Origin of the sequence: Arthrobacter gandavensis, assembly GCF_015355785.1 — a bacterium.
Lineage (GTDB): Bacteria > Actinomycetota > Actinomycetes > Actinomycetales > Micrococcaceae > Arthrobacter_B > Arthrobacter_B gandavensis_A.
Window position 1 is genome coordinate 253,025 of sequence record NZ_JADKYW010000005.1, and the last position, 12,657, is coordinate 265,681.

General features: G+C 65.9%; 9 protein-coding genes and 1 tRNA gene. 3 read left to right on the top strand and 7 right to left on the bottom strand.

The annotated features are described in order from the left end of the window. Nucleotides 1–111 precede the first annotated feature (111 nt). Nucleotides 112–852: a PspA/IM30 family protein gene (locus ITX31_RS06225; protein WP_194782613.1), complete on the top strand. Its 741-nt coding sequence runs from the start codon at nucleotides 112–114 to the stop codon at nucleotides 850–852. Between the two features lie 71 nt (nucleotides 853–923). On the opposite strand, the gene ITX31_RS06230 is transcribed toward ITX31_RS06225, so the two are convergent. From ITX31_RS06230 to ITX31_RS06245, 4 genes are all read right to left on the bottom strand, one after another. Continuing rightward, nucleotides 924–1,457: a DUF6328 family protein gene (locus ITX31_RS06230; RefSeq protein WP_228529088.1), complete on the bottom strand. Its 534-nt coding sequence runs from the start codon at nucleotides 1,455–1,457 to the stop codon at nucleotides 924–926. Nucleotides 1,458–1,555: 98 nt separating this feature from the next. Next, nucleotides 1,556–1,632, bottom strand: a tRNA-Met gene (locus ITX31_RS06235). 50 nt (nucleotides 1,633–1,682) lie between these two features. Next, nucleotides 1,683–4,673 (bottom strand): UPF0182 family protein, encoded by a 2,991-nt coding sequence (locus ITX31_RS06240; RefSeq protein WP_416354786.1) that lies wholly within the window; start codon nucleotides 4,671–4,673, stop codon nucleotides 1,683–1,685. Nucleotides 4,674–4,891: 218 nt separating this feature from the next. Beyond that, nucleotides 4,892–6,037, bottom strand: coding sequence for a PDZ domain-containing protein (locus tag ITX31_RS06245; protein WP_228529089.1), 1,146 nt, complete (start codon nucleotides 6,035–6,037; stop codon nucleotides 4,892–4,894). 262 nt (nucleotides 6,038–6,299) lie between these two features. Between ITX31_RS06245 and ITX31_RS06250 the strand changes: the two genes are divergently transcribed. Beyond that, a complete protein-coding gene (locus ITX31_RS06250) occupies nucleotides 6,300–7,757 on the top strand; it encodes a zinc-dependent metalloprotease (protein ID WP_194782614.1) in 1,458 nt (485 codons plus the stop codon). Here the strand turns inward: ITX31_RS06250 and ITX31_RS06255 are convergent. Next, nucleotides 7,754–8,326 carry a M48 family metallopeptidase gene (locus ITX31_RS06255; RefSeq protein WP_194782615.1) on the bottom strand — a complete coding sequence of 191 codons (573 nt, stop codon included), beginning with the start codon at nucleotides 8,324–8,326 and terminating at the stop codon, nucleotides 7,754–7,756. The two genes, ITX31_RS06250 and ITX31_RS06255, sit on opposite strands and share 4 nt — an antisense overlap. A gap of 120 nt (nucleotides 8,327–8,446) precedes the next feature. Here ITX31_RS06255 and ITX31_RS06260 point away from each other — a divergent pair, with 120 nt between their 5' ends. Beyond that, a complete protein-coding gene (locus ITX31_RS06260; RefSeq protein ID WP_194782616.1) occupies nucleotides 8,447–9,499 on the top strand; it encodes a ThiF family adenylyltransferase in 1,053 nt (350 codons plus the stop codon). 36 nt (nucleotides 9,500–9,535) lie between these two features. On the opposite strand, the gene ITX31_RS06265 is transcribed toward ITX31_RS06260, so the two are convergent. Beyond that, on the bottom strand, nucleotides 9,536–11,659 hold the full coding sequence (locus ITX31_RS06265) for an ATP-dependent DNA helicase UvrD2 (protein ID WP_194782617.1): 2,124 nt from the start codon (nucleotides 11,657–11,659) through the stop codon (nucleotides 9,536–9,538). Further along, entirely contained in the window at nucleotides 11,656–12,612 is a 957-nt protein-coding gene (gene nudC / locus ITX31_RS06270; protein ID WP_194782618.1) for an NAD(+) diphosphatase, read from the bottom strand. The genes ITX31_RS06265 and nudC overlap by 4 nt, the downstream gene beginning before the upstream one ends. Between the last annotated feature and the right edge of the window lie 45 nt (nucleotides 12,613–12,657).

Sequence of the window (12,657 nt, forward strand, 5' to 3'; positions counted from 1 at the left end):
ACCCGGACCCCCGGCGGGATTTCCCGGGACGGGTTACCGCCGGACACGGAATTTGACAGGCTGGCAACAGCACAACCACGCACTGCGTGAACAATTGCGAAAGGCAGACAGATGGTAAAGCAGTCCATATTCGGGCGGATCGCCCAACTGGCCAAGGCCAACATCAACGCGCTTCTGGACCAGGCGGAAGACCCCCAGAAGATGCTTGACCAGATGGTCCGCGACTACAGCAACAACATCGCCGAGGCCGAAAGCGCCGTCGCCCAGACCATCGGCAACCTGCGCATGCTCCAGGACGACTACAACGAGGACCTGGAGAATGCCCGCAGCTGGGGCAACAAGGCGCTTGCGGCTTCCCGCAAGGCAGACGAATTCCGGGCCAGCGGCAATACTACTGACGCGGAGAAGTTCGACAACCTGGCCAAGGTCGCCATCCAGCGACAGATGGCTTCGGAGAACGAAGCACGCGGAGCCGAGCCGACCATCGCTTCCCAGGAAGAAATCGTCGAGCGGCTCAAGACCGGGCTGAACCAGATGAAGGACAAGCTCCAGCAGCTGCAGTCCAAGCGAAACGAGCTCATTGCCCGTTCCCGCAATGCGGCCGCGCAGAACCAGATGCACGATGCGATCAAGAGCATCGATGTCATGGATCCCACCTCCGAAGTAGGCCGCTTCGAGGAGAAGATCCGCCGCGAGGAGGCCCGGGTCCGGGGCGCCAACGAGCTGGCTGCTTCCAGCCTCGATGCGCAGTTCGAGTCCCTCGAGGACCTCGGTGAGCAGACCGAGGTGGAAGCCCGCCTTGCCGCACTGAAGGCATCTGCCGGCAACCAGTCGGCTATCGAGCAGAACTAGTCCCGCCCAGCCTTTCGGCCGCAGGCCGGTGTACCCGCAGCGGGCACCGGCCTGCGGAGTTTCCGGTGCCCTCAATGCCGTTGCCGGCGCAGTGCCCGGCTTCTGCTGACACGGGGCAGCACAAGCCACAGCAGAACCAGGACCACGACCGCAACCGCGGCGGCAGCACCGGCAGCCGCCCCGCCGAGGACGACGTCGAATACCAGAGCCAGTGTGCCAATCAGGATCAGGGCCACAAGGAGGAGGGTCCAGCGGAGCACGAGGTCGCTGTTGCGTACCAGCTGATACTTGATGCGGCGGTGGAAGAATGAACGGTGCATCACGACCGTGGACATCAGGACCGCGGTAACGAGCACGGACAACACCACCAGGGACAGGTAGATCCCCACCTGCACCGGCGACAGCTCAGCAAACCGCTGCTGGAAGGGCAGGGTCAGCAGGAAGCCCGTCAGGATCTGGATCCCGGTCTGAAGCACGCGCAGCTCCTGCAGGAGGTCAGCCCAGTTCCGGTCCACCTTTTGCAGCGCAGTCTCACGGCGGCCCGGATCGCCCTTCGGATCAGGCCGGTAGCTGCCATGTGGCCCCGGGCGACGGCGGGCATTCATACCGAGAGTCTAAGAGCCGGGGGCAGGTTCGCAGATGTCCACAGACGTTCCTGCACAAAAAGAATCCCCATCCGGTTATCCGGATGGGGATTCTTTCTTGGTTGCGGGGGCAAGATTTGAACTTGCGACCTCTGGGTTATGAGCCCAGCGAGCTACCGAACTGCTCCACCCCGCGGCGCGGTATCCACTCTACCGTCCGCGGGGAGGAGCCGCAACTCATGCAGGTTACTCTCCGGAGCTGTCCCCGCCAGACTCGCTGCCGGAGTCGGCGGAGCCGTCAGCGGCACCGGCTGCAGCACCGGCAATCCGGTCCTGTGCCGCGATGGCACGCTGGATTGCCGCATTCAGCTTGTCCTGCGCCGCACCATAGGCTGCGAAGTCGCCGCTGGCCAGTGCTTCCTGACCCTCCTGGATGGCTGCGCCGGCGTCGGAAAGTGCAGTTTCCAGATCGGCCTGGGCCGTAGTCTCCGACGGCGCCGGGGTGGTGCCGTCAGCCGGGGTGTTCCCGACGTTCCCCTGGTCGCCGGTAACGGCTCCGGAGTCGCCGCCGAAGACCTGGTCGAGTGCTTCGTCCAAGGTCGGAGCGAAGCCGACCTTTTCACCGAAGTTCACCAGCACGCGCTGCAGCGTCGGGTAGGAGGAGGCTCCGGAAGACTGGACATAGACGGGCTGCACGTAAAGCATGCCGCCTCCCACAGGCAGGCTGAGCAGGTTGCCGTTGATGACCTCGGAGGCACCCTGGCGCAGCAGGTTCAGCGCATTTGAGACCGTCGGATCCGAGTTGAACCGGTTCTGTGCCTGACCGGGGCCGGGCACCGCCGTGTCTGTCGGCAGCTCAAGCAGCCGCAGCTTCCCGTACGACTCGGCTTTCTCGCCGTCGGTACCGGTTCCGGCGTCCGCATCAGCTGCGAGGAAGCCGTACAACACGTTCCGGGCTTCACCGTTCTGGCTGACAAAAGGTATAAACGGCGTCGTCAGCGAGAACGCCGGGCTGTCCTGCCCCGGCATCTGCAGCGAGAGGTAGTACGGCGGCTGCTTGACGTCGGAGTTTGTCCGGGTCGGGTCGGACGGAACGGACCACGCGTCGTCGTTCTTGTAGAAGGACTCGGCATCGGTGACATGGTAGCGGCCCATGAGCTCCCGCTGGACCTTGAACTGGTCCTCCGGGTAGCGCACGTGCGCCATCAGGTCCGCAGACATGTCGCTGTACGGCTTCAGGGTGGACGGGAAGACATCCTGCCACGCCTTCAGCAGCGGATCCTCGTCATCCCAGGCATAGAGGGTGACCGACCCGTCGTAGGCATCCACGGTCGCCTTCACGGCGTTGCGGATGTAGTTCACCCGGTCCGCCGGCAGCGCGGCGGAGGCGCCCCCGGTCAGGGAGTCGGTGGTTGCCGAAGCAAGCTCCTGCTGGGTGGAGTACGGGAAATAGCGGCTGGTGGTGTAGCCGTCGACGATCCACTTCACGCGGCCGTCAACAACGGCCGGGTAGGCGTTTCCGTCCACCGTCAGGTACGGAGCTACCTTCTCGACGCGTTCGCGGGGATCACGATCGTAAAGGATCTGGGAGTCTTCGTTGACGAAGTCCGAGAGCAGCAGTTCCGTGGACTGGAACTTTATCGCGTAGACGAGCTGGTTGAAGAGGTTGCCTACGCTGGGTCCGCCGTCACCGGAGAAGGTGGTCTGGGTGTCGTCCTCCGCGTTGCCGGTCTGCGGCCGGTCGATTTCCACCGGAGCAGAGCCTTCGGGAGCACCAACTACGGAATAGTCAGGGGACGACTCGCCAAAGTACACCCTGGGCTCGTAGTCACCCAGCACACCCGTGGAGGGGATGCCGGATTCCATGAAGCTGGGCTTGCCGTCAGCCTGCACCGTAGAGCCGCGGGCCGCGACCACGCCATAGCCGTGGGTGTACAGGACGTGCTCGTTCACCCAGCCGTCCGGAACGCCGTTGATGTTCAGCTCACGAACGGCAATGACGGTGTCCTGAACATCGCCCTCCACGTCGTAGCGGTCAACGTTCAGTGTTTCGGGGAACTGGTAGTACTGGCGGAACTGCTGGAGCTGGCCGAATGCGTCCGAAACGACGTTGGGGTCCAGCAGACGGATGTTCGCAGTGGTTCCGGCGTCGGCCGCCAGAGCGCCCGCGTTGGCGTCGACCGTTGCGTCGTAGTCCATCACTTCGGTGTCGGCCAGTCCGTATGCTTCGCGGGTCATGTCGATGTTGCGCTGGATGTATTCGCGCTCAAGCGTCTGCTCAGACGGAATGACCTGGTAGCGCTGGACGATCCAGGGGTACACGCCGCCGGCAACGATGGCCGTGATGACCAGCATGGCCGTACCGATAATGGGCAGGCGCCAGCGGCCGATGATCGCGGAGAGAATGAACAGCAGCGCCACGATCACCGAGGCAACGGCGAGGATGGCTTTTGTCGGGATTACGGCGTTGACATCCGTATACAGCGCGCCCGTCCAGGAACCCGAGGTGCTCAGGAGCGTGTTGTAGCGGTCGAGCCAGAAGTTCACCGCCTGCAGCAGCAGGAAGGAAGCGGCAATGACGGCAATGTGGATGCGTGCCGGGCGGCTGACGAAGACGCCCTTCTCCTCGAGACGGATGCCGCCGTAGAGGTAATGGGTCAGGAGCCCGGCGATGCCGCTAATGACAACGACGGAAATCAGGAAGCCCACAATAAAGCCGATAAACGGCAGGGTGTTGAGATAGAAGCTGTAGTCCATGTTGAACTCGGGGTCAGTCTGCCCGAAGTCCTTGCGGTTAAAGAACAGCAGTGCCTGTTCCCACATGGCCATTGCCGCCGTGCCGGCGAATCCGCCGACCACAACCGGAATGCCGATCATCAGGAGCTTGCGGACGGGCTCAAGCTGGGCCTGGTAGCGGTTCAGGTTGTCCTGCAGCGCGCTGTCCGGGGCGTAGATCGGCCGGGACGAGTAAGCGGCGCGAATGCTGAAGTAAACGCAGACGGACATGACCACGAAAGCCGCCGCAAAGAGGGCGATCCGGGTCAGGTTTTCCTTGACGAACACTTCAAGGAAGCCAAGCTGGTTGTACCAGAGCACATCAGCGTAAACCTGGGAGAAGTAGACAAACCCGATCACCAGTACGGCGACGACGATCAGGGTGGCAATCAGCGGGCTGCGCCGCCGACGGGTGGTGCTGGGGCTTGGTCGGGAGAATGGGCCATTTGGTCCGGAAGTCACAGTTACCTCATCGTTCGGTACGTCGGCTCACGGCACCTGCGACAGCTCGGCGAGTTCGGATCTGCTGCCTCGGTATCAAAGCAACTAACGACCCCTGTGTCCGACGGCCTGCCCGTTTCTTGCCGTGGTTCCTTATTCTGCCCTGTTAATCCCGCGCACTGCCACTTATGAGGCACCTGCGAACGAACCTTATTAGGATCGTGATTCGATACGGCGCTTCAGCCGGCGTCCGTGCAGCTCTCCAGCCCGCCGGCACCGTTGCCCGCGGCAAGAGTCTGCACGGCAGTGAGGGCCTGCTCGAGCGTCTCGACGCTGACTACCTCCAGCCCCTCCGGGATGTTTCCCGCGACGTCGTCGCAGTTGGCCCTGGGTGCCAGGAAGAACTCGGCACCGGAGTCTGCGGCACCCACCATTTTCTGTTCGATGCCGCCGATCGGACCCACTTGCCCGTCCGCGTCGATGGTGCCGGTGCCGGCAAAGTTCCGTCCCTGCGTCAGTTCACCCGGAGTCAGCTTGTCGATAATCCCCAGGGCAAACATCATTCCGGCGGAGGCACCGCCGACGTTTTCGAGGGCGATGGCGACGTCGAACGGGAAGGTGTAATCGATGCTCAGGTAAGCGCCCACCTGATAGGTGCCGTTCTCCCCCAGCGTCGGCGTGACCTCCAGAGTCTGTTCCGTTCCGTTCCTCCGTACCGTAATCCGGGCCGGCGAGCCTTCCGTGTCGTTCAGGGATTCGCGCAGGGACTCGACGCTGGTCACGTCGGTGCCGTCAACGGACAGGAGAATGTCCCCTGTCTCCAGGATCCCCTCCGCGGGGGAATCTTCCATGATGCCGGCAACGGAAAGCTGCTCGGTGAATGGAACCTCCAGCTGGTCCAGTGCAGCAGCCACGGCTGACTCCTGTGAGGACGTCATGGCCGCGGCGTTTCCTTCCTGGATTTCTCCGCGGGTGGTTCCGGGAGGGTAAACGAAATCCACCGGCAGCACCGCGTCCTCGGGATTAAGCCAGGACGCGACTACCTCGCCCATGTTCACGGCACCGTTGGGGCCGCCCGAGACATAGACGGTGGTCAGCGCAAGCTCGCCCGCCGTCGGGTAGGTCTGCTCGCCGTCAATGGTGATGAGCGGGCTGTCGCCGATTTCCCCAATGGTGTTGAAAGTGGGGCCGGGCGACTCCACGACGTAGGGAGCAGGAATAACCAGCCCGGCAGCGCCCAGGACCAGTGAGGTCCCCCCGGCGATCAGCAGCGCGCGTCTGCGCGGCGACCGCCGTGCAGACCACGCGGGCGCGGCGGCGGGCATACCGCCGGCTGCACCCTCCGGCTCGATTCCAGCGGAGGATTCATCGTTCGGGGAACGCAATCGGCTGTCCTTTCCTGCGGCGCCTGGCCGGGCCCCGGCCCGGCGCCGGGTTGTGGAAGATCTTCAACGCCGTGGAACGCCCGGGTGAGCCCGGCCCTGCACGATGTCTTTGACCATTCTTCCACGTGCTCCTTTGCCAACAGCGAACGGATCCGGCGAATGCGGGACAGTGCCCCGCCCGGCCCGGTAACGTGGGAATCCATGCAGCCGGTGACCCACCAGCTGACGATGCACTAGAACTTCCACAGGACCGGTGGTACCCATGAGCTCAAATCCCTCTGACCACGGGGACACTCCCCAGGATCCGCTGTCCGAGATGCTCGCCCGTCTCTTTGGCGGCGGGCAGGCCGGCGGCATTGATCCTCAGGAGCTGGCGAAGGCCGCAGGTCTCCCTTCCGATCCCAATGCCATGGCCATGATCTTCCAGCAGGTCCAGGCTATGTTCAGCGCCCCCTCCGAAGGGCCGGTCAACTGGCAGCTGGCGAAGGACAACGCTCGGCGGGTCGCGGCGGCAGGCGGAGATCCGTCCGTCACGCCGGGGCAGGCAAAAGAGGTGGACGAAGCGCTCCACGTTGCCCAGATGTGGCTTGATCCGGTTACCGACTTTCCCTCAGCCACCAGTCTGGGCAGGGCATGGTCCCGCGCCGAGTGGGTGGAGGCAACCATGGATTCCTGGCGCCGGCTCACCGAGCCCGTGGCGGTGAGCATTTCGCAGGCCCTGTCCAATGCCATCACCACCCAGATGCCCGAAGAGATGAAGTCCATGATGGGCGGTGCTTCCTCCATGCTGGCCAACATGGGCGGGGCAATGTTCGGCATCCAGCTCGGCCAGGCGGTGGGCGCACTGTCCCGTGAGGTGCTGAGCTCCACAGACATTGGCCTCCCTCTCGCGGAGGGCACCATGGCGCTCCTCCCCTCCAATGTGACCGAGTTCGGCGAGGGCCTCGATGTCCCTGCCGCCGAGGTGCGCCTCTACCTTGCGGTCCGCGAAGCAGCCCACGCCCGGCTGTTCGCCCACGCACCGTGGCTTGCCCCGCACCTGTTCGGAATTATCGAGACCTACGCGCGCGGCATCCATATCGACATGTCCAAGATCGAAGACGTGGCCCGGGACATCGATCCGGCCAATCCGGAGTCGATCCAGGAGGCCCTGGCCGGCGGCGTCTTCCAGCCCGAGCGCACGCCGGCCCAGGACGCAGCACTAGAGCGGCTTGAAACCGCACTGGCCCTGGTTGAGGGGTGGGTGGACGAGGTCACCGCTGCGGCAACTTCAAACCTTCCCTCTGCGGAAGCCCTTCGGGAAATGATCCGCCGCCGCCGCGCCAGCGGCGGCCCGGCGGAGCACACCTTCGCGTCCCTGGTAGGCCTGGAACTGCGGCCGCGCCGGCTGCGTGATGCATCAGCGCTCTGGACGCTCCTGCGTGAAGAGCGCGGCATCGACGGACGTGAGGCAATCTGGCAGCACCCCGATCTCATGCCGACTTCCGAGGACCTCGATGATCCGGCTGGCTTCAGCAAGCGGCGGGAGCTGCTCGATGCATCGGATTCGGACGTCGACGCCGCCCTGCGCCGCCTGCTCGAGGGAGGCTTCAATGAATCTCCGGCGGACGGTGCCGACGGTTCAGGCGATTCGGCCGGGAGCGAACCGGAAACCGGGGAAGTCTCCGGCGACGATGAGCCCGGTGGGGAAGGCCCGGGAAAGAGCGGGCCTTCCGCCTAGCCTTCGGACATGTCCCCCTTGAGCCCCCGGGCACTGGCGTAGGCCGCGCCTGACAGGTAGGCCTTGGCTGTCTCCGTGTGGGGGTAGGACTCGAGCAGGCGCCAGAACCGGGGCCCGTGGGAAGGCTCAAGCAGGTGTGCCAGCTCATGCAGCAGCACGTAGTCCACCACCCATCCGGGCATGCCTATCAGCTTGTCCGACAGCCGAATAGTCCCGCGCGCGGGGGTGGCCGAGCCCCAGCGGGAGTTCTGGTTCCCCACCCAGCGCACGGATACGGGCCGCGCGGCTCCCTTGAGATAGCGCCGGGACAACTCTTCGGCGCGCTCCACCAGCCCTGAGCCAGCCTCTGCCTGATCGGCGGCCGGCGGCGCCGCGGTGCGGGTCTCCAGCCTGTCCACCATACGCTGCACCCACTCCGCTTCCTGTGTCTTCGTGAAGTGTGCGGGAATGGAGACGACCGCGACACCGTCCCGGAACACGGCGTTCACCGTCCTTTTCCGGCGTGCCGAACGCCGGACTTCAATGGGCAAGCCCGCGGGGGTGGTGGCGGGTACGGACGGAGAAGGCATACGTCCACATTATTCTCCCCGGCTCCCCCTCGAAACCTGTGGATAACTCCCTCGCACCTGTCCTGTGCGTGCTTACATGGTGCCCCGGTACACGCACATCCCTGACCGAAGGAGACCGGTATGCGGATCAACCCGGGCATTTACGTCCTGGACCTCGGTCCTGACCGCCGGCAGTTTGGACTCGGCGAAGGCGCCCTGCTGCTCGCCGGCCTGACCGTGGAGGACCACGCCTTTATCAACGCCCTCCGAAAGGGAGTGCCCGACGGCGAGGAAACGGCGGCCGGAGCAGCTGCCGGGCTGGACGGACAGCGGCAGGAACAACTACTCCGGGTGCTGGCTCCGGTGCTCCTGGCCCAGCCCGGCAGGCGCCGTCTCCTGCCTCCGCTGCGCGAGGAACGGCTGCGGCCAGACGTCGAACGCCTCTCCGCCGTCTATGGCCGGGATGCTTTGGATCCGCTTGCCCTGCGCGGCGCCGCCGTCGTGGAGGTGCTTGGCCTTGGCCGGTGCGGGGCGCTCACGGCAAGGATCCTGGCTGCCGCCGGAGTAGGCACTGTGTTCCTGGGCGACCCGGGCGTCGTCTCCCCCGGCGACGTCGGCCCTGCGTTTGCGCTGACGGACATTGGCATGACGCGTTACCAGGCCGTGAAGCGGCAGCTCTACCGAATCGATCCCACGGTCCGCGTGCTGCAGGTCCCGTGGCCGGACAGCGGTACGCGGGCTGCAGTAGATCTCACCATCCTGGCATCGGACCAGCCCGCGCCGCGGCACGCTCTGCCCGTGGACAGGCTTGAGCAGCCGCACCTGGCGGTGTCTGTCCAGCAGTACGGCTATCAGGTGGGGCCGCTGGTGGTTCCCGGAACAACGCCGTGCCTGGGCTGTCTGGACCGGCACCGGGGCGACGCGGATCCGGGCTGGTATGCGTCGGCCGCAGCACTGCCTCCGGATGCGCGGGAGCCGGTTCACGGTGCAGGTCCCGGCGGAGAGGAAACGGCATCAGCGGCGTTGGCTGCCGCTGCGGCGGCCGGGCAGGCGCTGGGTTTCATCGACGGCGTCGCCCAGCCGGTCACCTGGTCCGCGGTACTCCAGCTCCGCGCTGCCGACGGACACGTGGGACTGGAACCCCTCGGGTTCCATCCAGGCTGCGGGTGCAGGCTGCAGTCGGCGGCGGCGTAGTAGCCCCTGCCGTCAGGCAGGCGCCCGCAGATCCGGTCAGAGCTGCGGACTCCGGGCCAGCACCTGCAGGACTGCCTCGCCGTAGCGTTCCAGCTTCGAGGGCCCCACCCCGGGGATCGTCGCCAGGCGGTTCAGCGTTGGAGGCTTATCTTCGGCTATTGCCACCAGGGTCGCATCGGTGAACACCACAAAGGCCGGCACTCCCGCCTCGGCGGCAGCTTCGCGCCGCCACTCACGCAGTTCCTCAAACGTGGCTTCGTCATAGGTCGCCGGGCAGTTCCCGCAGCGGCCCATTTTCCGTTCCGCTCCGGAAGTGAGCAGGCTTCCGCAGACCCGGCACTTGGCCGGTCCGGTGACTTTCCTGCGGGACGGCCGGGCCTGGCGCGCCGAACCGGCATCGCGGGCTGTGTTCGGCCGCAGTCCGTCCAGGAACCGGGATGGCTTGCGGTTGGCCCTTCCGCCGGGCGTGCGTGCCGTGGACCAGGAGAGCGAGAGGTGCACCCGTGCGCGCGTGATGCCCACATACAGCAGCCGCCGTTCCTCATCAACGGCTTCAGGCGTGTCGGCAAAGGAAATCGGCATCAGGCCCTCGCTCAGGCCGACCAGGAACACGGCGTCCCATTCGAGGCCCTTGGCGGAATGCAGGCTGGCGAGGGTCACTCCCTGGACCTTGGGTGCGTGCTGGGCCGCGGCCCGCTCCTCGAGTTCGGCGGTGAAGTCAGCCAGGGTGAAGATGCTGTCCGGGTCATGGGTCCGGTTGGCGTGGAGTTCGTCAGCGAGCGCGACGAGGGCTGCCAGCGATTCCCATTTCTCCCGGGTTGCCCCTCCGCCGGCAGGCGGGTCCGCCGTGTAGCCGAGGTTGGCCAGGATATCCCGCACAAGCTGCGGCACGGGTTCCGTACCCACTGAGCGGGCCGCAGCGCGCAGCTGGAGCATGGCATCACGGACTTCGCGGCGGGCAAAGAAACGTTCTCCGCCCCGAAGCTGATACCCAATGCCGGCACTGGCCAGGGCCTGTTCGTACGCTTCCGACTGCCCGTTCGTGCGGAACAGGACGGCTATCTGGCTGGCTTCAACGCCGTCGTCAAGCAGCTTGCGGATGCGCCCGGCAACATACGCCGCCTCGGCTTCGTCATCCGCGCACTCGGTGAACATGGGCTCGGGGCCGGCGGGGCGCTGGGCGATCAGTTCCAGCGGTTCCGGCCATGGCGGGGCGTTCCGCGAGCGCTCGCCCTCGGCGGTCCGGGCAGCCAGGATGCGGTTCGCGAGATTCACTACCTGCGGGGTGGAGCGGTAGTCGCGCACCAGCTTGACGACGTCGGCGCCCGGGAAGCGGTGGGTGAACTCCAGCAGGTGCCGCGAGGTTGCCCCGGTGAAGGAGTAGATCGTCTGGCTCGCATCGCCCACGACGCAGAGCTCGTCGCGCTCCCCCAGCCACAGGTCAAGCAGCCGCTGCTGGAGGGGGGACACATCCTGGTACTCGTCAACCACGAAGTGCCGGTACTGGTCCCGCACAGTGGCCGCTACCCGCGCATCCTCCTGCAGGATGCCCACGATGATCAGCAGCACGTCCTCGAAGTCGATGACATTGCGGTCCACCTTGACGTCCTCGTAGGACTGGAAGATGCGTGAAACGGTAGTGAGGTCGAATCCTGCCGGTGCATCCCTCCCGGCGGCGGCACGGACATAGCTGTCAGGAGTGAGCATTGAGACCTTGGCCCACTCGATTTCGGCCGCGACGTCACGGATAGCCGCGCGGTCAGTGGAGAGACGGAGGCGCCGTGCGGCCTCGGCGATGAGCTGGGCCTTGTGGTCCAGCAGCCCCGGCAGCGGACCGCCCACCGTCTGCGGCCAGAAGTACTGCAGCTGCTTCAGGGCCGCCGCGTGGAAGGTCTTGGCCTGCACTCCACCGGCACCAAGGTCCCGCAGGCGGGTGCGCATCTCCGCCGCCGCGCGGGCAGTGAAGGTAACGGCCAGCACCTGCTGGGGCTTGTAGAGGCCGGAATGGACGCCGTAGGCCATACGGTGCGTGATGGCCCGGGTCTTGCCGGTGCCGGCACCGGCTAGGACACACAGCGGTCCGGTGAGTGATGTGGCAACTTCGCGCTGCTCATCATCAAGGCCTGCAAGGATGCGGGCTTCAAGCGTGTCTGCGGTCACTGCCCGGCCTCCGGCTCCGGAACGGGCCCGCCGTACCAGCGGTCGATCAGGTTCCGGGCTATCGAGATGGAGGACGGTATGCCAATTTCCCCGGCCGCCACGGCATCGGTGAGTTCCTTCCGCGTGAACCAGCGGACGTCTGCCATTTCGATGCCGTCGGCCTGCGGTTCGGTGCCGTCGGCCTCGGCGCAGAATCCCAGCATCAGCGAACACGGGAACGGCCAGGGCTGGGAACCCAGGTACTGCGGATCCCTCGCTGTGACGGCAGACTCCTCCGCTACCTCGCGGATGACTGCTGCCTCCAGTGACTCCCCCGGTTCGACGAAGCCTGCGAGGGTGGAATAGCGGTTGCCGGGCCAGGCCGCAGCACGGCCTAGGAGGATCCTGTCCGCGGGATCCGTTACCGCCACGATGATGGCGGGGTCCGTGCGCGGAAAGTGCTGGCTGCCGTCCTCGACGCAGCGGCGGACCCAGCCGCCCTGTTCCATCCGGGTTGCGGCGCCGCAGCGCGGGCAGTGGGTGTGGGTGGCGTGCCAGTTGGCGACGGCGCATGCCTCAACGAACAGTCCCGCATCCAGTGAGCCAAGGGTGACCGCGACGTCCCGCAGGCCTGCCCACCGGGCGCCGTCGCGTTCCATTTCGGGCACTGGTTCGGCCAGGGTCACCAGAACGATGTCCGCACCCGCGGGAACCGAACCGTCCTCCAGGGTGCGGCCAAGGTACACCGGTTCCTCGCCAAACCCGTCCGGCCCAACGGGATCCAGCACCAGGGCCTCGCCGCGGACGAGGGCCTTGCCCCGGGAGAAGTACAGGACACGGGTGGTTTCAAGGGCCCGGACCTCGCTGAAGAGGTCCTTGGAGGTCCTGCGCTCACTGCCGCGGTCGATGGCGCCCCGGGCAAGCGGCAGCCGTCCAAGCTGCGGGGACTCTGGCGTGCGTAACGGGCTGCTCATACCCCTACCGTACTTACTTGGGGACCCCAATCCGAAAGCCGTCCG

Excerpts from the sequence above, each read along its gene's own strand:
- ITX31_RS06225 (WP_194782613.1), top strand. The coding sequence starts at position 112 with ATGGTAAAGCAGTCCATATTCGGGCGGATCGCCCAACTGGCCAAGGCC.
- ITX31_RS06230 (WP_228529088.1), bottom strand. The coding sequence starts at position 1,457 with ATGAATGCCCGCCGTCGCCCGGGGCCACATGGCAGCTACCGGCCTGAT.
- ITX31_RS06250 (WP_194782614.1), top strand. The coding sequence starts at position 6,300 with ATGAGCTCAAATCCCTCTGACCACGGGGACACTCCCCAGGATCCGCTG.
- ITX31_RS06255 (WP_194782615.1), bottom strand. The coding sequence starts at position 8,326 with ATGCCTTCTCCGTCCGTACCCGCCACCACCCCCGCGGGCTTGCCCATT.
- ITX31_RS06260 (WP_194782616.1), top strand. The coding sequence starts at position 8,447 with ATGCGGATCAACCCGGGCATTTACGTCCTGGACCTCGGTCCTGACCGC.
- nudC (WP_194782618.1), bottom strand. The coding sequence starts at position 12,612 with ATGAGCAGCCCGTTACGCACGCCAGAGTCCCCGCAGCTTGGACGGCTG.